Source organism: Fibrobacter sp. UWB12, assembly GCF_900142485.1.
Classification (GTDB): Bacteria; Fibrobacterota; Fibrobacteria; order Fibrobacterales; family Fibrobacteraceae; genus Fibrobacter.
Map to the genome: position 1 here is coordinate 42,721 of NZ_FRAZ01000006.1, position 20,399 is coordinate 63,119.

Here is a 20,399-nt window from a genome sequence, read left to right on the forward strand (position 1 = left end):
AGACAAAAGAGTATTCATCTCTCGTCTTTCGTCTATAGCCGCGTAGCGGCGTTCTATCGTCTACAACCTACTTATTCCCCTGATAACGCAGGCACATCAACAGCCCCACAAGGAACATGCACACAAGCGCGAACGAGCCACCGTAAGAGAGGAACGGAAGCGGAAGCCCCGTGACCGGCATAAGCCCAATCGTCATTGCAATGTTCACGGTAATATGGAACAAGAAAATTGTCGAAGCGCCCATCGTCACAAGCGTCACAAACGGGTCGTCATTAGTCCTGCAAATCGAAGATGCTCTCCACAGAAACAGCGCAAACAGCACAAGGATTGCCGCACACCCGACAAAACCAAATTGTTCACCGAGCACGCTGAAAATAAAGTCCGTATGTTCTTCGGGCAAAAACGACAAGTTCGTCTGCGAACCGTTTCCAAAGCCCTTGCCGCCAATTCCCCCGCTACCAATAGCCGTCAACGACTGCAACACCTGATAGCCATCGCCAAGCGGGTCGCTCATCGGATCCAAGAACGTGTTCACACGCTTTTGCTGGTGCGGTTCCAGCATGTTCCACACCATCGAACTTGCATACCCTGCCAAAATGTTCGTTGCAATAATCACGCCCGAAAGTTTCTTGGACAAATGCCGACGAAGCACCGAAAATACGACAACGCAAATCAGCATGCCCCAAAGTACCTGAAACACCATGGACTGCGAATGTAAAAACAGCACCGACAGCACAGGACTTACTATCAGGAATAAATCCGTAAAAGTGAGCCCCGCAAAAAAGAAACCAACAAGAGTCACCGCCGTAAAGACAAGCGCGGTACTCAAATCCGGCTGCTTTAGCACGAGCAAGAACGGAACAATAAATAGTCCAAGCGGCACCAAAAACGTCTTGAGGTTATGCAAACTCACCGGATGTTTCGAAAGCCAATACGATATCGTGATCAAGTACGCAATCTTTGCAAATTCCGAAGGCTGGAGCTTTATAATCTTCAAGTCAATCCAACGCCCGGCGCCCTTCACATCGCCCGCAAAAATAAGCACGAACACAAGTAAAATAAGCGCAATTGCATAAGACGGAACTGCAGCACGCTTGAGCCAGTCGATCTTTACAAATACAAGGCCCACGGCAATCGCAATCCCTGTCAAGAAGTATATGATTTGCCTAAACCAATGCGTATCGTAAACGGCCAGTTCCTCGCCAACGGTCGCCGAATACACAAGGAACACGCCAAAGGTCATAAGCGTGAGGGTGACACCGATAAAGAACCAGTCAAACTTTCGCGATTTATCCAGTATTCGCTCGTTACTCATTGTTCCTCCTCCTCTTTACCAAAGAAGGCCATCAACACCTTTCGAGCAATCGGGGCCGCCACGGAACCGCCACCACCGCCAGCTTCCATGATCACGGCAACAGCAATTTGTGGGTCTTCCAAAGGCGCCACGGCAGCAAACCAAGCATGCGTCTTTTGCCCCTTTTTCCATTCGCCAGAACCAGTCTTTCCGCCGACGCGAATTCCGGGCACGGCGCCTTTCTTTCCTGTTCCACCCGGATGGTTTACCACAGAATCCATGGCATTCAAAAGCACTCGATGCGTTTCAGGCTTCATCGTTCCCGGACGGATGATTTCCGGCTCGTAACGGCGCACAACGTTTCCTTGAGCATCCTGCAATTCTTTCATAAAGTGCGGACGATAAACGCCCTTATTCGTAGCCAAGGAACCAATAAACACAGCTTGTTGCAAAGGCGTTACCATCTGCCCTTGCCCAATCGAAAGGTTCAAAATCAACCCGCGTGCCCAACGCCAGCCGAGGCGCTTGTTACGCTGATTGAACGAAGCCGAATCCGGGAGCCATCCCGCACGTTCACCGGGAATATCCACACCGAGCAATTTTTCGCCATAGCCAAATCGACGGCCAAATTCGTTTATACGCGCCATGTCGATTTCCAAACCAGCCTGATAAAAATACACATCACACGAAAGACGAAGTGCATGCACAACGTTCAAGTTTCCATGCACGCCCCAGCATCTTTGGTAGCGCGCGCCATACTGGTAACCGCCCGTACATGCCTTCGGGTAATACTTTGTTTCCGAAATGATTCCACCTTCAAGCCCAGCCCCAGCTGTCACAAGTTTAAAAATCGATGCCGGAGGATAAACACCCGAAATAGCGCGATTCGTAAGAGGTCTCATGGAATCAAGCGCTACATGCGCCCAGCCCTTATTGCGTTCTCGACGTTTTAACGAAAAAATATTCGGGTCCAAGCGCGGCGAAGAAACCATTGCCAAGATTTCACCATTGCGAGGGTCCACCGCCACCAAAGCCGCTTTCGCTGTATCAGGAATCGCCGCTTCCGCGGCCTTTTGCAATTTCAAATCTATTGTCGAAACCATGTGCAAACCCGGTTCCGGAGCAATAAAACCGCCCACATCCGAAAGCGTACGCACTTCACGGCCCGAAGCATTCACTTCCACGAGCTTGAGCCCGTTTTTCCCACGGAACTCCTTATCGTATTCCTGTTCCAATCCCTTTTGTCCAATGCGGTCTCCTTGCGAATAAGATGCATATTCCGGGAGCTTCAATTGCTCTTCCGAAATTTCACTCGTGTAACCAAGCACATGCGAAGCAAGCGTTCCGTACGGGTACTCGCGGCGAGACTCGATAATCACAGTTACACCAGGCAACTCCGTCGAATGTTCTTCAATCACCGCCACCTGTTCCATCGTAGCATCTTCCAGAATACGAACCGGACGCGTACGCACCCAACGAATCCTCTGGAACGCGGTATCGAGCGACAATGAATCAAAAAGATGCGCCCCCGAAGCATCACAGATATTCAGCAATCGATGGAAAATAGAATCCCTGTCCGCCCTTTTGCGGGGCATTTCAAGGGCCTGGAGCGCAATTTGGTACGAGGGACGGTTACGCACCAGCACTTGACCATTGCGGTCGTAAATGTAGCCGCGATCGGCAATCAATTCGATTCTGCGCAAACGGTTGTTTTCAGAACGCTGAAAATTCTCTTCGTAATGGATGTACTGCAACGAAAACAGTTTGAACAAAATCACCGTAAAAAGAATAATCGTCGCCGCCAAGAAAATCAGGACGTTCCAGTTCCTACGAACTCTCGCTTCGTTCTCCGCCTCACTATACATTCGACTTCTTCCCCGAAGTGAGGTAGAACAAAATACCACCGATAACGATGGTGTAAACGCACTCCGGCACAGTCCTTGTTACAAAAAGAGTCGTTACGACATTTTTCTCAAGACCTGTAATAAGGAAATAGAACATATCGTTCACAAAGAAAGCAAGGCCAAGAACACCCACCTTTGGAGGCAAATTCAGCGTAAGGAAATGTTCCTCGAGCTGCCCCACGGCAAAGCCCACAATCGTCATCGCAATCGTATTGGCGCCAAGCCATTCTACCGGAGCATAGACATCTAGCGTGAACCCCGCCAAGAAACCCCAAAAGCAGCCAGTCCCTGCCCCAAAACGCAAAGCCACGGACACAATAAAGATGAGGATAAAGTCAGGCCCGACATCCAAAATCTTAAGCCAGTCGCCAATCGTCGACTGTACCGCAAAAGCGATGACAAACATCAGGAGCGTCTTTAGCCATCCGTAATTACTCATCAAGCAACTCCTGGATAATCCAATCGGGATCCTTCTGCATCACAAACACTTCTTCCAAGGTCGAAAATTCCTGGAAAGGCTTCACATCCATAAGACTCATCACGTCCAAATCCGCCTTGCGAACCTTATGCACGGTACCCACCGGAATCCCCTTCGGGAAAATGCCGCCTAGCCCCGACGTAATGAGCGTATCACCTTCAGCAACGCCTGCATGCGAAGGAATCATCGCCGAAAGCAAATGACCATCCACAGATTCCAAAAAGCCCACTACGCGCGTACGACGTTCAAGCACGGAGAGCTTCAAGTTCGGGTCCACCAAAAGTTGCACGCGGGAATGTGTGAGCATCGCTTTCGAAATCTTCCCCACAAGCCCGTTCATCGAGAACACCGGCATGTTGTCCTTGACTCCATGATGCGTTCCGCGATTAATGACAAGCGTTGTGAGGAAACGCCCTGGATTGTGCCCCACTACACGCGAAGTCACAATCGGGAAATCCCACTTGTCGTCAAAACGCACTAGCGTATGGAGTCTTGCCAATTCCTGCAAACCTTCGCTTGCATGGTACGTTTCCTGACGCAACCGCGCATTTTCTTCTTTCAGATGCTCGTTTTCGGCCTGTAACGACTTAAAATCATTTACAGACGATACCAGCAACTGCACCGGATAAAACACCGACGAAAGCGCCGTAGAGACAATGCTCTCGCGCACTGCCGTCGAAGACGCATGCATCAAGATGCCTAAAACGAGAAAAAAGGCAAAAGCGACAACGCCATGCCTTTGGGTAAACAAATCGATAATAAAGCGAAAAGCTCTAAGCATCGAAGTGCAATTTCAAAAAATTACGTCGAAGAAGCGACCAAAACAGGACGATACTTGTCCAGGTCTTCGAGAATGCGAGCAGCACCCTTGCAAACGCAAGTCATCGGATCGTCAATCACGTTAACCGAGAGGCCCGTTTCCTTGCGGATACGTTCATCAAGACCACGCAACTGGGAGCCACCACCCGTGAGGATAATGCCCTTGTCGTAAATATCGGCAGAAAGTTCCGGGAGAGTCATGCTCAAAGCCTGCTTTACCGCTTCGATAATTGCTGTCACCGGTTCATTGATGGCTTCACGGATTTCAGCACTTCCAATCGGAATCGTGCGTGGCATACCGGCAATAAAGTCAAGACCCTTGACTTCCATCGTCAATTCTTCTTCGAGCGGATTTGCAGAACCAATCTGAATCTTGATCTGTTCGGCAGTGCTTTCGCCCACGCAAAGGTTGTACATGGTACGCAAGTAACGCACAATCGCTTCGTCCATTTCGTCACCGCCCACGCGCACAGAGCCGTTGCAGTCGGACTTGTTCAACGCAATCACAGCGATATCGGACGTACCGCCGCCAATATCCACAATCATGTTACCGACCGGTTCTTCAACCGGGATGCCCATACCAATTGCAGCAGCCATCGGTTCATGGACCAAGTGGACTTCCTTGGCCCCCGTCATCTTGATAGCATCAATCACGGCACGCGTTTCCACTTCGGTAATTCCGTTCGGAACGCCAACCACCACACGCGGTTTTGCCATCCACATCGGATAGCGCTGCACGCGCCTGATAAAGGTGGTCAAAAGCTTTTCGACAAGCTCAAAATCAGCAATAACACCGTCACGCATCGGACGAATGGCACGACTTTCGCCAGACGTACGACCAAGCATTTTCTTAGCTTCAGCACCAATCGCTGTAATGCGATTGCTCTTACGGTCTACCGCAATCACAGTCGGTTCATTAATGACAATGCCCTGTCCTGCTACATGGACAAGCGTATTTGCGGTACCCAAATCGATACCGATATCACATGAGAAAAGTCCGAACAAAATTTAACCCTCTTAATGGAATTCCCATCCGAAAATATAACTAAAATAGATGTAATTATTACCTACGGATTTTTATCCTTACCGAATTTCAGAACCTTGGAATAACGGTCCCAATGTCTGCCATGAACTTCGTAACGGTACTTGCGTTTTTCGTAAATGGCCATGTTCTTGTAGATGTAAAAATCAACTTCGGCATAAGCCGCATAAATCTCAGCTTCGGCGCCTTCGAACAACCTAAAATCACGAATCTTGTAATACGGTTCGTCGAGCAAGTCTTCCTTTGTAGCCTTGGCATTCAGAGTTTCAGCAACCATGAACTTCAAGTCTTCTTGCAAATACGGAAGGAGTTTCTTTTCAATGCGCTCCGTCGGTTCTGAACAAGACGAAAGCAAAACGAGAAATATGAGGGACAAAATCTTTTTCATGCTCATAAAATAAAAAAAGAAACGCACCCAAGTGGAATGCGTTTCGAAAATTGTTATTAGTTCCCAATTAGAACGAGTACGTTGCAGAGATTCTGGAGAAGAGTCTGCCTTCGCCCTGGAACGGGTTACGGAAGAGGAGGTCTTCAGCAACAGTCACGTCGATCTTCAACTTTTCTTCGATGTTGATACCGAAACCGAAGCCAACGTGGTCCTTGGAAGTTCCATCAGCAAGCGGATTCGTGCTGAAGAAGTTGCCATCATCCTTGCAAATGCCATACTGCTTGTCATTGTACTTGTCGATGTTCTTGTCATGAACATTGCACTTTGTGTAAAGGATAGACTTCTGACCGCCAACACGGATCACAAACCAGTCCCACCAAATGTTACGTTCGATACCGAAGCTAATCATACCACCAACATCGGTACGTTCGTCCCAATGCTTGTTGTCTTCGTTACGGGAATCGTAAGTCCAGGTCTTGTTGATGGCATCGAAGATCCAGTCATGAGCCTTTCTCTTGTTCCAGATAAAGTCAAGACCCATCCAGAAGAAGCCACGATCAAGAGCAACGTTCACGCCGACACCAACCTGAGCATGCGTTTCATCCAAGCCCGGAGCTTCAATGAACTTGAGGTTCAAGGCCGGAACGAGTTCACCGTTGATGGCATCCAAAGTAAAGAATGCACGGGACTTGATCAACCAAGAGAAGTTTCCATCATCAAAGAAGTTGTGGTGTTCCGGACCATACTGGATACGGGCCAAAGCCAAAGAAAATTCCAAGTCAAAGTAGTTTGTGAACTGGAAGTTCATACCACCATCGGCCTGCACAACAGAAGCAAAGGCGTTTTTCTTCACCTGGTAGTTACCATCTTCGCCCTTGTCGCCACCGTCCTGCGTTGCGATATACACATGCAAGCCCCAAGCGTTACCGTTCAAAAGCGTACCGCCCAAGAAACCGTCGAAGTTCGTGACCGTTTCAGGAACAGAAGTCTTGGAACCATTATCACCAATCACGACATCCGGCAAATACTGGAAGAGGTCGGCATTGATACGGCCAAAGAGACCACCGATAGAAATACGCGGGTCCGGATTATTTTCGCCACCAATGGAGAATGAGAAAATACCACCAAAGTTCGGATGCTGAGGATCACGGTTTGCGCCCACTTCAACACGATCCGTGTACGGGCCAAATTCGCCGATCAAGTAGTTGGAGTAGAGGTTGATGTTTGCCGCGTTATCAAAGATGCTCACATCGTCCATGATGTAAGTCGTATTCTTACCCATAGATTCGATACGGGCAAATGTTGCAAATGCAGAACCGACACCAAAAATTCCGATTGCGGTGCCAACTGCAGCTACGGTTTTTAAGTTCATGGAATAACTCCTATTGAAAATTCATTTATAAAGTTAGTTTTATAAAATAAAAAACGCAACAAAATTTTAATGAAAAACGATTTTTTTTGATACATTTCGTCTTCCAAAAACAGAAAACAAAAAAGGCCAGACTTTCGTCTGGTCTTTTTTTCAAGCTTTCCAAGTGAATTATTCGGAGAACGTGAACGGGATAGTAACCGTCGTGTTACCGGACTTCACCTTGCTGAAGGTCCAGCGGCTGACTGCGTTCTTGATTTCGCTGTCGAATTCGCTGAAACCGGTCGTGGAAGACACAGTGGAAATGCTGATGATTTCGCCACCCGGAGCGATCGTGAACTTCAAGGTAACCTTACCCTGGAATCCCGGTTTCTTCTTCAGGCACTTGTTATAGATGTGGCGAAGACCCGGAGTACGCTGGCGGACAACCTTCATGATGTCTGCTGCGGAACGAGAGCCACCACCGGCACCCATGTCGATATCACGCATAGACGGAGTCTTGATGGAGCCCTTAGCCTTAGTAGCGATACCACCGCCACCACCGCCAAGGAGACCTGCAAGGCCGTCACCGATACCACCGGAACCACCTTCTGCGTAACCTTCGTTGAAGCCACCATCAGCCTTACCGCGACGGCCACCGAGAACGGTCTTACCCGTAGTCTGGAGACCAGCAACGTCCTTGAGCACCTTATCGATGTCCTTGGTGAACTTCTGGTTCTTCATCAAGTCATAAGCAGCAGCAGAGGCATTCTTGGTCTGTGCAGTGAGGAGCTTGAGCACGCCGCGAGTCTGCGGAGCGTTCGGCTGACCCTTACCACGCGGCTTACCACCGCCACCAGCTTTCTTACGAGGCTTTTTCGGTTCGGGCTTCTTCTTTTCTTCCTTCTTTTCTTCCTTCTGCTCAATCTGCATGGAAGTAGTAAGGTCCACAGAATCAGCGTTGTCGAATACGACTTCAGCAACGACCTGTTCGTACATGGAAGCCCAAATACACATAGCCAAAGCGATCACAAGAGAGACACCGGCGATTGCGCCCATCTTCTTGTCGGATTCCGGCATGAGCGACGCAATAAACGGATCTATGTTCTTCTTAGCCATTGATTATTCCTCCCCGCCGTTCTTCTGCATCACGGCGAATGCGATGTTCGTGTATCCGGAGAAGCCACAAGTAGCCATGACCTTATACATCGCATCATACGGGATGTTCTTGTCAATCTGAACAATGATGTGACCGGCTTCGTCAGCAGGAAGGCCCATCTTGAGAGCGTGTTCCTGTTCGATTGCGCGACGATCCTTCAAGATTTCGTCCACCTTCGTAACGAGGAGGTCTTCCTGAGCGAGAACGTCAGCGGTCGGCACGACCTTTTCATTGTCAACGATAACGTAGTTAGCATCGACCACGACAGTCAGAGACACTTCCTTCGGCTGAACCTTAGAGGTAGAGATCGGAAGAATCAAGTTTTCTGCCTGAGTCAAAAGCTGACCTTCAGCGTCCATGTTCTTAATCATGAACACCAAGATGATGGTCATCATGTCCATCATGGACGTTAAGGAGAAAGGTACGTCTTCGCTATACTTACGAGATTTTCTAGCCATGATTAACCTCCCAACTTAGCAAGGTTGATCTTGCTGAAACCAGCTTCCTTAGCACGGTCCATGAGCTGGATGATCTTATCGAACTGAGCATCGTCGTTAGCAACGATGATAATGTTATCAACGTCGTCCAAGTCGATGAACTGAGTATGGATAGCGATCAAATCCTTAGCAATGAGATCGTATGCAGAAAGCGGATAAATCATAGTCTTGTCACCCGGCTTGAGAGTACGGGCAGAGTTCGGCTGAAGCGTTGCGAGAGCCATGCCAGGAGTCGGAGCCTTGAGAGCAGCCGGCTTCTGAAGGCCACCTACGCCTTCACCCGGAAGAGACAAGAAGTTGTTAGCGCCATCTACAAAAGCACTGTCAGCGTGAGCTTCTTCAGCACTTCCGTCGTTCTTATAAGCGGCCCAAATGACCTTACCCGGATCTTCTTCAGATTCCTTCTGAATAGCCCAGAGTTCGATGGTTTCGATTTCATAGAGATACTTCTCTTTGTCCATTTCGGAACCATCTTTGCACTTCGGTCCGTGTCCACTTTCAACAGCAGCCTTTACGTCTTCCATCGGATATGTAACGAGCTGAGCATCGGACTTGCAACGGAACGTCCACATTTCCTTGAAATAGACGTTCGGCTGGAAACCACCGCGAGCACCGATAACAAGATAGTTGCCAGCGATAGCGAGGGACAAGTTCAATGCCTGCTCATCAGGTGGAGGAGGCGTCTGATCGTCGATGAGCATCTGGCTGCGTTCAGGCAGATTGACTTCGACGATAGCGAGCTTGGAGAAAGCAGTCATGGTCAGAAGCATAGGAATCAAGATGGTGAACAAGCCCATCGCCGGAAGCAAATCCGGTTCTTCGACCTTTCCTGGTTTCTTGATTTGTTTTGCCATGTTTTATAAACTCCAGTTAAAATTAAACTCTCTAATGATTAAGCAAGGGAGTTGATAATCTTGAGGCCCTTTTCTTCCATTTCCTGGATGAGGCGTTCGGAGTTCATGTTGAGAAGACCGACGATGACGAGGAGAGGAACTGCAGAGAGAAGTCCGAGGAGCGTAGTACCCATAGCGATAGCAATACCATCAGCAAGAGCCTTAGCACGTTCAGAAGCCGGCTTGTTAGCAACAGCGTCGAAGGTGTAGATCAGACCGTAAATCGTACCCATAAGTCCGAGCAACGTGGAGATGGAAGCCATAACGGAAATGATGGAGATGTAGCGAGTGAGGCGCGGAGCTTCGGTGAGGAACACAGCGTCAGAAGCAGCAGTCATCATGTCGCGAGCCTTGTCAGCATCCTTGCAGTTGAGCTTTGCACCAACGATAGCGTCCATAACCTTAGCGATCGGGAGCTTAGAGCTCTTAGCGAACTGGAGAGCCTGTTCGAGCTGGTTCTGCATAACGAGCTTACCGAAATCAGCCATGAACTTAGCGCGGCCCTTGGAGCTCTTAATCATAATGTAGGTAACACGTTCCAGGGAGAAACCAAGGCCGATGATGAACACGACCAAGATGATCCACATGAACTGGTAACCATCAGATTCAGGGCTGAAGGATTGAAGCAATTTAGACATTAGAGACTCCTTTAATTGAGTTATTGTTTTTTTGTTGTTTTTGATAATCTTCGTTCATATTTATTTTTTTTTGGAGCGTTGTGGGAGATTTTAGTAGTAAAACTTTCTTTACCGCATGCAAATCGCTCTCAAGCCCAATAAAATAGGGGAATCCCATGAACTAGGATTCCCCGTAAAATAGTTTTTACCGCTATTTTTTCTTGCCTTTTTTGGCTTTTTTCTTGGCTTTCTTGGATTCAGCCTTGGCTTTTTTGCCCTTCTTGCCCTTCTTCGGGGTATCTTCAATCACTTCGTCGCTAGAAGATTCGGAAGTGGATTCAACACCTCTTTCAGAAGCCGGGATCAAGCTCGGGTTAGCGGTCCATTCCTTAAGCTTGGCGAGTTCTTCTTCAAGCTTAGCGCGATCGTCCTTAGTTTCCTTGACGATGTTGCGGAACGTTGCGACCTTTTCTTCGAGGGTCATAGCGTCAGACTGTTCGATCTGTTCGATACGAGCCTTCAACTTGAAGTAAGTCGGGTCAGCAAAGAGCGTAGACGGATCGAACTTCTGGATCTGGGTATTGAGATCTTCGTTGCTTTCGTCCAAAGTTCTCAAGGTTTCGAAGAGTTTCTTCGTCCATTCGTTATCGATACCGTAGTGAGCAGAAGCCTTGATACCGGTTGCGCACTGCGGGATAGCGAGCTGCTTAGCGGCATCAGAACGGCTGTTCAATTCTTCACGGTAGGCTTCCAAGTCTTCGTGTGCAGCCATGATAGCGTCATCCTTCACCATGCCCTGGCCCACGTATTCGCGGACGATCAAAGCACTATCCGGAAGCGGAGAGTTGGCGAATGCATCAGCAACTTCGACGAACACAGCGCAGCCCTGGTAGTACATTTCGATGTAACCCATTTCTGCAGCAATCACGTCCTTGTTGTAGAAGCCCTGGTCACGAGCAAGGTCGATGTTCTTCTGGAAGATCGGACGAGCCTGTTCGTAGTAAGACGGGAGCTGTTGCACGATACCGATACGTTCTGCAAACTTTTCTTCTTCCTTCTTACCGTTGAGCTGCTGTTCACGAATCTTTGCAGCCATCGTCACGAAGAGCATACCCATCTTGTTGGTGGCACGGAAGGTCCACTTTTCAGATGCGTAGGCAGCAGACTTGGAGTAGTGACCCATAGCCTTCTGGAGGATTTCGACCAAGCTCTTGATGATCTTAGCCTTTTCCTTTTCCTTACCCTTCAAGACAACCGGAGTCATCTTGTTGTATTCGTATTCACCCATGTAGAAAGCAGCTTCGGCCGGGATAGCGGCATCTGCATTCTTGATTTGCAAACCGTACTTGTCGTAAGCTTCAAGAGTCTTCTTGTAAGCGTCAACAGAGTTGTCCATGTCCTTCACATTGCGGTAGGCGCGAGCGATACCGATGTAAGCGGCAATGAGCTTTTCCTTGTCTTCCTGGTACATCTTGATGAAGTTGCGATATTCCTGGATGGCGAGGTCCCACTTCTTAGCGTTAGCGTATGCCATCGGGATAGAGAAGGCAGCGTCAACAGCGTAAGAGCTCTTCGGATAGTCGCGGACGAGGTCCTTGGAGCAGCGGATAGCTTCGTTAGTCATCTTGGCTTCGTCATAGCTCAAGCATGCGCTATAGAGGAAGGCCGGAGTTTCTTCGTTCTGCGGATAACGCTTGTAAGCAAGTTCGAAGGTAAGAGCAGCGTTCTTCTTATCCGGGATGGAGTCATAGGTCTGAGCAGCAAAGCCGATTGCCGGGAAGGCCATAGAATCCTGCGGGAAGTTGTCCGTAATGAACAAGAACGTCTTAGCAGCAACCACCGGCTGCTTGTCCTTCTTGTAGTTGCTTGCAGCACGCAAGACACCCTTAACCGTGAGCGGAGACTTAGCATAGCTCTTCGGGAGGAGCATGAAGGTTTCAGCAGCCTTCTTGTACTGGTTGGTAGCTTCGTAAGCGGCAGCAGCTTCGAAGATTGCCTTGTCAGCAATGTCGATGTTCGGGTAGCGCTTTACGAGGTCCAAGTAAGCCTTTGCACCAGCTTCATTCTTGCCTTCCTTAACAGAGGTTTCTGCCTTCTGGAAGAGAACGTAAGCTATAGCCTTTTCGATTTCAGCAGCCATGGAGTCGTTGCGAGTTTCCTTGGCCTTGTACTGCTTGAGTAGCCATTCAAATTCGGTGAGAGATTCATCGAGCTGGTTGGATTCCAAGAGAGACTGAGCAAGCATACGGCTGATGAGCAAAATGTACTGATGCTTCGGGAAGTCCTTCTTGAGCTTACGGAGAACGTTCACAGCAACATTGAACTGCTTTGCATCGTAATGAACGATAGCAGCGTTGTATGCAAGTTCTGCAGCTTCCTTGTTCTTACCGAACTTAGCCATGTACTTGTCGACCTGGTCGAAGTAGGCCTTGGTTTCCGGCAAGTTGTAAGCCTGAACGGCGTCATCGTTAGCCTTAGTCTTGCGAGCATTTTCACGAGCCTGGTCCATCATGAGAACGGCGTTATAACCAGCTTCATCCTTGGAGAGGAGAGCGGCAGAACCCATTTCGCGACGGCCGTAGCGAGTCGTGTCAGTTTCAACGATCCAGTTGAACATCTTGGCAGCGTTAGCATGCTGGCCCATTTCCTGATAGACGAGAGCGAGGTTGATGTGAACCTTGTATTCATCCCAGGTCGGTTCCTTGGCATAGCGCTTCAAGAATGCTTCATAAGCTTCGATAGCCTTTGCATACTGTCTCTTGCCGCCTTCGATATCACCTTCCTTGGTGAGCTTAGCAGCCTGAGCATGATGGTACTGCGGAATGTCGAGCATAGCGCCACGGATGGCAGCTTCAGCATTCTTCACAGATTCCGGATACTTCTGGTTCTTCTTGTACCAAGAAGAGTTGCGGTCGTAACGCTTCACCACTTCGTAGCGGTGTGCCTGAGCATCTTCGAACTTCTGCTGAACGATCAAGATTTCGATCATAGCAATATCGGCGAGCGGAGCGTCGATGTAGTCCGGGTTAATGTTCATCAAGCGCTTGAAGGACTGGACAGCTTCTTCGTTACGGTCATGGTCCTTGTTCTTCATACCGATACGGTAGTAGACAGAGTCCTTGAAAGCAACCTTCTTGTCCTTCAAGAAAGCTTCAGCTTCCTGGACACCACCACCTTCCAAGTCAGAGAAGGAAGCAGCCATGAAGTCCATAGCTTCAGCGCGCAAGTCGTTCGGGTATTTACCCTTGTCAGCACCGACGATGTAGTCGAAGTACTGCTTTGCGGCGATTTCGTATTCAGCCGTGTTGTAGTAAGATTCTGCCAAGTGGTACATGGCAAGTGCAGCTTCCTTACCCGTGAGGTTCTCGAAACCAGTCACCTTCTTATAGGCACTGATAGCGTCCTTGAACTTACGGTTCATGAAGTGGTATTCTGCAATACGGAGCCATGCCTTCGGCACAAGACCGTTGTCCGGGAAGTCGCGGACGAGCTGCATACGAAGCTTGTATGCCTTGTCGTCTTCGCCGCTAGCTTCCTGCACAGCAGCAGCCTGGTAAATCACGGTCGGAGCCTTAGCTTCCTTCGGATACTTGTCGATGTATTCAAGGAAGTAACCCAAGGACTTCTGGTGATCCGGCTTGGGGAACTGGTTGATGTTAGCGCACTTTGCCGGCTTGTTATCACGGTCAGCGCACCATGCAACATCTTCTTCATACTGGGCGTTCTTGTCGAGGAACTGCTTTTCTTCGAGCTGGAACTGATAGTGGCCAAGTTGCTGCAAAGAGCTAGCGCAACGGTTGCTTATCTTGCCGGCGCAACGTTCAACTTGCTTTTCCCACTGAGCAATAGCATCGCGCATGCCCTTTTCGTCAAGACCACCAGAACGGCAAGCCTGTTCTGCCTGGTTCTTAATCACTCTATAGGAGCTGGCGCACTGATCATAACCAGCATTGCCCTTTCCAATAGACTTGCACTTTGCGTAAAGATTCTTTGCTTCGGTTGTTTTATCCTTACACGGGTCCGATGCAGCAAAAGATGTTCCTACCATGGAGCACACAATTGCTGAGACGAGCAATAGATTTTTCATCGTTCTCTATCCACCTATGATTTTCTAAAAATAAAAAGGACGGACCCGGTTTTAAGCGGGCCCGAATTTTAACTAAAGGTCGTCCTCCAACGGGGGCATATCAGGTCCGGACTGTTTGGTTCCGCCTGCACCACCCATCTTAGACATGAGGGTTGCCTTTGTAAAGCCAGCGTCTTCCAAAATGCGCTTGCGGTTAGATTCAAAGCGGTCACTCTGGATAGATCTCTGCATAAACGTTGCGTAATCTTCAATAGCCTGGTTAGCCTTGTTGAACGTCGGACGCAAAGCTTCACGCTTGCTTTCCACACGCGGAGTCGGCAACTGGCGAGCGAGATCCAAGGCGATAACCTGAACGGAATCGAACTGGCTCTGCATTGCATCGTAGGCCTGACGAGCACTGTCGCGAGCGGCAACAGACACAATCGGCTTTTCCGTGCGAGATTCAGCCTGAGTCAAAGCTTCAAGAGCGTTCTGGTAATCTTTCTTCATGAAGTAGCAGTAACCCATAACGAGGTAAGCTTCAGACACGAGGAAGGATTCCGGAAGGTTGCTGATGATCCACTTAGCCGGCTTGATAGCTTCATCCGGCTTGTTAACCTTAAGGAAGGACCAAGCAATACCGAGCATAGCTTCGTCAAACACCGGAGATTCCTTCTGGACCTGACCATACATCTGAGCAGCTGCTGCGATGTCCGGCTTTTCACCAGAGAAGAAGAGGTGGCCGAGCTTAACTCTTGCAGCGTCCTGAAGATCGCGTTCAGACTGGTTGGAAACCGGCTGTTCCGTAATATCGCGGAAGCAGTTTTCAGCTTCGTCAAACTTGCTCATACGGCTGTTAGCAATACCCATGGTATAGCGAGCGTAGAAGTAGTTTGCGTTACCCGGAAGAATGGAGGCGAGCAAGTCAACGGATTCCTGATAGAGACCCTGTTCGAACTTGATCTGGCCAGCAACGTAGTCAGCGTCAGCCTTCACGTCACTTTCACCGAACTTCTGAGCAATGTTCTGATACTTGTTCATAGCTTCCGTGTACTTGCCTTCCTTATAGTCGATGTTCATCAACTGGAAGTGGTACTTGGCGCGTTGGTCACTCTGCGGATAGCGCTTGATAGCATCTTCGTAGATGGACTTAGCAGCCTTGTGCATACGGAGGTTTTCGAAAGACTTTGCCTTATAGAAAGCAGCCTGGTCGACAAGGTGGAATGCCGGGTACTTGGTCTGAACCTTACCGAATGCATAAGCAGCAGCAAGGAATTCACGGTTCAAGTAGAGACGCATTGCAGCACGGTAGTCGTTTTCAGGTTCGATCTTCAAACGGCGATAGCGTTCTTCACCGATTTTCTCTTCACGGGTATCACCGAAGCGAGAAGTCAGCTTGACAGCCCACACAAAGCCACGGTTCTTCTTAGCCCAGAGATCGTCGTGAGACATTTCGAGGTCAAGAGCGAGGTAACGGAAGATGCTGACATCCTTGACGTTAACCGTAGCACCGAGGACCGGGTAGCCTTCCTTAGTGAAGCGGCCGCGGACACCGAGGTGAGAAGAAAGATAATAGGTCAAGGAGAAGCTCATTTCGAGGTTGCAACCCTTACCACCTTCCTTAGAATCGTGGATGAGGTCAATCACGGAGAGTTCGGCCTTGAATTCGAGAAGACGGTTGAATCCGCGATAGAACAACGAAATGTTGAGGTTCGTCGGAATCTTGTAAGCATCGTCAGCGCCCATGAGCACGAACTTGAAACTACCGTCGCCATCAGCTTCGCTGACAGCCGGAGCAAGGAGGTTCTGCACGGCAACGCCAATGAGCAAGTAACCATACTTCGAAGAAGCAAGCGGGTTCCAGCTGAAGCCTACGTCAGCACCGACAGTGAGCTGCTTGAGTTCATCAAACTGGTTGATGTACAAGACAGAGAGGTCGACACCGAGAGAGAGCAAGTGGAAGAGTCTGTAAGCGTAACCAAACTGAGCGGCAATTTCGCTATAGGATTCGCCACCTTCAATGGAAGCACCGTTTTCGAAAAGAGAGAAGCCCAAAGTGTGCTTGTAGTCAATCGGGTATGTCAAGCTGACATATTCCTGGCTAGCTTCGCCACTAATGGTGCTAAAGAATGCAGCACTGAATTCGAGCTGATCAGTTTCAGAAATACCAGCCGGGTTCACATACATAGAGGTGTTACCACCAAATTCGGCAAACCAGTCATTCTGCTGATACTTATTCGGCGTGTAGGTGGCCTCTGCAAACAAAGATGTGCTGGCTACGGCAAGTCCGAGAGCGGACGTCTTGATGAAACTAGTACGCAACATCACCTACTCCTTTACTTAATATCCGTGCGGGTGAACTCAATACGACGGTTCTGCGCACGTCCTTCAGGTGTTTTGTTGGAAGCAACAGGCTTTGTATCGCCCAAGCCCTTTGTAGTCATACGGCTTTCGGCAATGCCCTTTTCGACAAGGAAATTCTTCACAGCGTTAGCACGGTCTGCGGAGAGAGTCATGTTCTTGTCCTTGTTACCGATGTTATCGGTATGACCCACAATTTCGAATGTGGCTTCAGGGAAGGTTTCCATGATATCGACAACCTTCATCAAGGAGATGTAGGAGTCCTGAGTAATGGTAGCCTTACCGGATTCGAAGTTCACACCTTCAAGAACGAAGACCTTCTTCGGCGGCTGCGGAACTTCGTCCGGGCATCCATCGTCGTCCTTGTAGTTGTTCAAAGCTTCAGCCTGTTCCGGGCAGAGGTCCACACCCTTACAGATGTGAGCGTACTGGGAAAGCATACCCTTAGCTTCAACCCACGGGTCGCAGAGACCGTCGCGGTCGTTGTCGGCATCCGGGCAACCATCGTCGTCCTGGAAGCCATCGAAGTCTTCGGCTTCTTCCGGGCAGTTATCGAAACCAGAGCAAGTGCCGGCGTACTTTTCGGAGAGACCTTCTTCAGAAACCCACGGATCGCAAAGGCCATCGCCATCGGTATCCGGATTACGGGTTTCTTCGACAGCTTCTTCTTCCTTGACGACGTCAGTTGCAGTAAGACCGATATCCAACTTGCCCTTACCACGCTTGATCATCGGGGAAGTGGACTGGCAGAAGAAGTTCGGGTTACCGAGAGACGGGTTCATGAACTTCGGGTCCAAAGAAACGTTCGTGCGGTTCACCTTGATGAACTGGTTGAACGGATAGTAGTTCTTGTAGATGTTGTTGTATTCCACCTTCGTCTGACCGGCAGCCGGGTCAGCAAACACACCGTAGTAGTGGTTTTCCATGAAGATGTTGTTACGGGCGACCAAGTTGGTCGGGCCCTTCAAAGCAAGGCCAGAGTAGCCGTTGCGGAGCACAACGTTCTGTTCGATGTAAGCATCGAGAGACTTAGCACCCCAGGCGAGAATACCGGACCAGCGGTTGCCGTAGACCACGTTGTTGCGGAGCCAAGGCAGAGAAATAAAAGCACCGATACCCGTTGCATGGTTATCGATCACATAGCAATGATGGATGTAGGGGGCTGCGTTTTCGCAAAGGATACCTTCAAGACCGTTCCTCACAGTGAAGTGCGACATTTCGGCGCCCGAAGTACCCATGACGGTCGGACCGCGGCGGCCACCATCGATGATGGTAGACAATGGGTCCTCACCTTTAAGAACAACACCCATGATCAAGGTGATGTTTTCGTTATAAACACCGCGTTTGACAAGGATTGTATCCCCGGCATCCGCATTTCCGAGAGCATCTGCAATCTTTGCGAAATCGCCAGGCACGTTGATATTCTTTGCCATGGCGGTTCCTGAAAGAAGCATCGCCCCGGCCGTAATTAAGACCAGTTTCTTTAGGGTCATACTGCTACGTTTCTCCAATCATAGAACACTTAAATTCGTTAAACATACGCTTGCCTGTTTGGCAAACACAAAACCCATGGTGGAATATACCTTCAAAAATGACTTTAGTCAAATACTTTTCGTCAAAAACGCCATTTTTCGTGTAAAAAATACGCAGGTATAGCCATTTTGGGGAAAAACTTATCTGTCAATCCTCGCTCGGAAGATCGTCCTTTTCCTCCTCCTTCTTTGCACCTTGAATTGAAACACGGATCTCTTGGCAGGTCTTTTTGATATTCTGCAAGACCTTGCGAGCGCGTGTACCAGCAGACTTGTTGCCGCGTTCGAACTTTTCGTATTCGCGTTTGAAATTTTCAATTTCTAGTTCAAGATCGTTTACTAAACTCATAAGCAAACTCCAAAAAAAGATGCTTTTTGGAAAATAAATAAAGTTTTTGCTAAAAATTCGCTGTTTTGCAAAATTACGTTTACGTTTACAAACTATTACATAGGTTTAGAGTAATTCAACAACTTATCAACAGTGTGATAACCGCCACAGATTCTCCAAAGCCCTCCAACCCGCCTCACCGACATTTTCTGAAAAATCATTCACAAACATCGCGATATGGGATCGGATGACTTCTTCGTCATCGATTTGAGCTTTTTCGACAATAAATGGCGTTACCGGATTATTCCTTTGGCGGGCAATTTGCAAACTGCGACGGATTTCGCGTTCGACAGATTCGATTTCGGCAAAGGCAAGTTCCTTTTTGGCAACTGCAATCCCCAGAGGAATCGGAGAACCTGTTTCTTGCTCCCAGAAGGCCCCCAGATCCTGCAAAAGGTGGAGTCCGTCGCGCTTCCACGTAAAACGGTGTTCATGGATAGTGACGCCCTGGAGGGTATTTTTGCTCAAGAGCCCCTGGTAGACCTCGTTAAACAGCGCATAATCGATTTTTGGGGCGTTTTTGAACTTATGGGCGTACCAGAACTTAAAAAGGAGCGCAGCAGTCGTATTTGCGCCCGGAAGGGTTGTCGAAAGGTCCGGATTGAACGTACTCCCCTCCGAAGAGAGCAAAAGCGGGCCACAGCCGTACCCGATAGCGCCCCCGCAACCGAGGCAACGGTAGGTATCCCGAATTTGCGGATAGACCTGAGCACTGATTTTTGCCACATCCAGTTCGCCACGCATAACCATTTCGTTGAGTGTCTGCACGTCGGCATACGTTACTTTCCATTCGAAAGGGGAATTATCGAGCCCCTGGATCAAGGCTTCGTAAATGAACGTGTCATTGGGGCAAGTGGAAATACCGAGAGAGAGTTGCATAAGATTTAGTTGGCTGAATTTAGTGGGTAGAGCTTAGAACCGTACGAAGGGCAGAAAGAGCATCAGGAATGCGCCAGGTGGATTTGTCACGGTCGGTAGCAAAGTTGCTTACCGCACGAATTTCGAGGCAGGGCATGCCGAAAGCATGGCAAATCGAGAAGCAGGCGGCCCCTTCCATCGATTCAACATCGACATTGAAGTTTTCGACACGCTCAGAGGCCATCGCAGCTGTCCCCGTGCAGCAGTTTACAGTGAGACCAGCCACGGATTTCAATTTTGCAAGCCCATCGGGAACGCCTCGCAACGAAGAAGATTCGTAGACGAGTGCAGAGATCGAGTTTTGCGCATTTTCGGAGTCATTGCAAACTTTGTGCCAAGGAACAAATGTTCCATCGCGCTCGACAACGCCCAAATCCCCTACCCTCTCGGAATCGACTCGAACAACATCACCAATGTTAAGTCCACGCCCTGGATAGGCGCCACAAATTCCCGCCTGCACCACATGCGTAAACGGGCCTTCCGCAGCAAAACGGGATAGCAATACAGCCAAATTTGTAGAAAATTGAAGCGAGCCAACACCAAGAACGACCGCAAAACCGCGGCCATCGGGCAATTCAACAATTTCACCTAAACGAATGTTTTTTTGAACAAAGTTTTGACATTCAGGGAAGGTTCCAAAGAATTCCACGTTCGACGCAAAGGCAAACAAAGGAACAAAAAGGTCTTCCATGGCA

General features: G+C 49.1%; 17 protein-coding genes. All 17 read right to left on the reverse strand.

What is annotated here, in order from left to right:
- Nucleotides 1-67: 67 nt before the first annotated feature.
- The 17 genes from rodA to mqnB all read right to left on the reverse strand — a co-directional run bounded on the left by rodA (nt 68) and on the right by mqnB (nt 20,395).
- Nucleotides 68-1,315, reverse strand: a complete 1,248-nt coding sequence (gene rodA / locus BUA34_RS10125) for a rod shape-determining protein RodA (protein WP_072829202.1) — start codon at nt 1,313-1,315, stop codon at nt 68-70.
- The gene (gene mrdA, locus BUA34_RS10130; protein ID WP_072829204.1) at nt 1,312-3,159 is read right to left on the reverse strand and encodes a penicillin-binding protein 2; all 1,848 of its coding nucleotides are present in this window, start codon (nt 3,157-3,159) and stop codon (nt 1,312-1,314) included. The genes rodA and mrdA overlap by 4 nt, the downstream gene beginning before the upstream one ends.
- Nucleotides 3,152-3,637, reverse strand: coding sequence for a rod shape-determining protein MreD (gene mreD, locus BUA34_RS10135; protein WP_072829207.1), 486 nt, complete (start codon nt 3,635-3,637; stop codon nt 3,152-3,154). Before mreD ends, mrdA begins: the two co-directional genes overlap by 8 nt.
- Entirely contained in the window at nt 3,630-4,457 is an 828-nt protein-coding gene (gene mreC / locus BUA34_RS10140; RefSeq protein WP_072829211.1) for a rod shape-determining protein MreC, read from the reverse strand. Before mreC ends, mreD begins: the two co-directional genes overlap by 8 nt.
- 20 nt (nt 4,458-4,477) lie before the next feature.
- The gene (locus BUA34_RS10145; RefSeq protein ID WP_072829212.1) at nt 4,478-5,500 is read right to left on the reverse strand and encodes a rod shape-determining protein; all 1,023 of its coding nucleotides are present in this window, start codon (nt 5,498-5,500) and stop codon (nt 4,478-4,480) included.
- 62 nt (nt 5,501-5,562) lie between these two features.
- Nucleotides 5,563-5,925, reverse strand: coding sequence for a hypothetical protein (locus BUA34_RS10150; protein ID WP_254794426.1), 363 nt, complete (start codon nt 5,923-5,925; stop codon nt 5,563-5,565).
- A 67-nt stretch (nt 5,926-5,992) separates the two neighbouring features.
- Nucleotides 5,993-7,297 (reverse strand): hypothetical protein, encoded by a 1,305-nt coding sequence (locus BUA34_RS10155; protein ID WP_072829214.1) that lies wholly within the window; start codon nt 7,295-7,297, stop codon nt 5,993-5,995.
- Between the two features lie 168 nt (nt 7,298-7,465).
- Nucleotides 7,466-8,392, reverse strand: a complete 927-nt coding sequence (locus BUA34_RS10160) for an AgmX/PglI C-terminal domain-containing protein (RefSeq protein WP_072829216.1) — start codon at nt 8,390-8,392, stop codon at nt 7,466-7,468.
- A gap of 3 nt (nt 8,393-8,395) precedes the next feature.
- Complete coding sequence (locus BUA34_RS10165) at nt 8,396-8,890, reverse strand: ExbD/TolR family protein (protein WP_072829218.1); 495 nt, start codon at nt 8,888-8,890, stop codon at nt 8,396-8,398.
- A gap of 2 nt (nt 8,891-8,892) precedes the next feature.
- Nucleotides 8,893-9,783, reverse strand: a complete 891-nt coding sequence (locus BUA34_RS10170) for an ExbD/TolR family protein (protein WP_072829220.1) — start codon at nt 9,781-9,783, stop codon at nt 8,893-8,895.
- Nucleotides 9,784-9,821: 38 nt separating this feature from the next.
- Complete coding sequence (locus BUA34_RS10175) at nt 9,822-10,460, reverse strand: MotA/TolQ/ExbB proton channel family protein (RefSeq protein WP_072829222.1); 639 nt, start codon at nt 10,458-10,460, stop codon at nt 9,822-9,824.
- Nucleotides 10,461-10,650: 190 nt separating this feature from the next.
- Nucleotides 10,651-14,526: a tetratricopeptide repeat protein gene (locus BUA34_RS10180; protein ID WP_072829224.1), complete on the reverse strand. Its 3,876-nt coding sequence runs from the start codon at nt 14,524-14,526 to the stop codon at nt 10,651-10,653.
- A 72-nt stretch (nt 14,527-14,598) separates the two neighbouring features.
- Nucleotides 14,599-16,830: a tetratricopeptide repeat protein gene (locus BUA34_RS10185; protein WP_072829226.1), complete on the reverse strand. Its 2,232-nt coding sequence runs from the start codon at nt 16,828-16,830 to the stop codon at nt 14,599-14,601.
- Nucleotides 16,831-16,841: 11 nt separating this feature from the next.
- Nucleotides 16,842-18,299, reverse strand: a complete 1,458-nt coding sequence (locus BUA34_RS10190; RefSeq protein ID WP_254794427.1) for an OmpA family protein — start codon at nt 18,297-18,299, stop codon at nt 16,842-16,844.
- Between the two features lie 247 nt (nt 18,300-18,546).
- On the reverse strand, nt 18,547-18,747 hold the full coding sequence (locus tag BUA34_RS10195; RefSeq protein WP_014546551.1) for a hypothetical protein: 201 nt from the start codon (nt 18,745-18,747) through the stop codon (nt 18,547-18,549).
- A 126-nt stretch (nt 18,748-18,873) separates the two neighbouring features.
- Nucleotides 18,874-19,665, reverse strand: a complete 792-nt coding sequence (locus BUA34_RS10200) for a 1,4-dihydroxy-6-naphthoate synthase (protein WP_072829230.1) — start codon at nt 19,663-19,665, stop codon at nt 18,874-18,876.
- Nucleotides 19,666-19,684: 19 nt separating this feature from the next.
- On the reverse strand, nt 19,685-20,395 hold the full coding sequence (mqnB, locus tag BUA34_RS10205; protein ID WP_072829232.1) for a futalosine hydrolase: 711 nt from the start codon (nt 20,393-20,395) through the stop codon (nt 19,685-19,687).
- Nucleotides 20,396-20,399 lie beyond the last annotated feature (4 nt).

What these genes read in the sequence shown, in the direction of transcription:
- rodA (WP_072829202.1), bottom strand. Translation starts at nt 1,315, where the DNA reads ATGAGTAACGAGCGAATACTGGATAAATCGCGAAAGTTTGACTGGTTC.
- mrdA (WP_072829204.1), bottom strand. Translation starts at nt 3,159, where the DNA reads ATGTATAGTGAGGCGGAGAACGAAGCGAGAGTTCGTAGGAACTGGAAC.
- mreD (WP_072829207.1), bottom strand. Translation starts at nt 3,637, where the DNA reads ATGAGTAATTACGGATGGCTAAAGACGCTCCTGATGTTTGTCATCGCT.
- mreC (WP_072829211.1), bottom strand. Translation starts at nt 4,457, where the DNA reads ATGCTTAGAGCTTTTCGCTTTATTATCGATTTGTTTACCCAAAGGCAT.
- BUA34_RS10150 (WP_254794426.1), bottom strand. Translation starts at nt 5,925, where the DNA reads ATGAAAAAGATTTTGTCCCTCATATTTCTCGTTTTGCTTTCGTCTTGT.
- BUA34_RS10155 (WP_072829214.1), bottom strand. Translation starts at nt 7,297, where the DNA reads ATGAACTTAAAAACCGTAGCTGCAGTTGGCACCGCAATCGGAATTTTT.
- BUA34_RS10160 (WP_072829216.1), bottom strand. Translation starts at nt 8,392, where the DNA reads ATGGCTAAGAAGAACATAGATCCGTTTATTGCGTCGCTCATGCCGGAA.
- BUA34_RS10165 (WP_072829218.1), bottom strand. Translation starts at nt 8,890, where the DNA reads ATGGCTAGAAAATCTCGTAAGTATAGCGAAGACGTACCTTTCTCCTTA.
- BUA34_RS10170 (WP_072829220.1), bottom strand. Translation starts at nt 9,783, where the DNA reads ATGGCAAAACAAATCAAGAAACCAGGAAAGGTCGAAGAACCGGATTTG.
- BUA34_RS10175 (WP_072829222.1), bottom strand. Translation starts at nt 10,460, where the DNA reads ATGTCTAAATTGCTTCAATCCTTCAGCCCTGAATCTGATGGTTACCAG.
- BUA34_RS10180 (WP_072829224.1), bottom strand. Translation starts at nt 14,526, where the DNA reads ATGAAAAATCTATTGCTCGTCTCAGCAATTGTGTGCTCCATGGTAGGA.
- BUA34_RS10185 (WP_072829226.1), bottom strand. Translation starts at nt 16,830, where the DNA reads ATGTTGCGTACTAGTTTCATCAAGACGTCCGCTCTCGGACTTGCCGTA.
- BUA34_RS10190 (WP_254794427.1), bottom strand. Translation starts at nt 18,299, where the DNA reads ATGGCAAAGAATATCAACGTGCCTGGCGATTTCGCAAAGATTGCAGAT.
- BUA34_RS10195 (WP_014546551.1), bottom strand. Translation starts at nt 18,747, where the DNA reads ATGAGTTTAGTAAACGATCTTGAACTAGAAATTGAAAATTTCAAACGC.
- BUA34_RS10200 (WP_072829230.1), bottom strand. Translation starts at nt 19,665, where the DNA reads ATGCAACTCTCTCTCGGTATTTCCACTTGCCCCAATGACACGTTCATT.
- mqnB (WP_072829232.1), bottom strand. Translation starts at nt 20,395, where the DNA reads ATGGAAGACCTTTTTGTTCCTTTGTTTGCCTTTGCGTCGAACGTGGAA.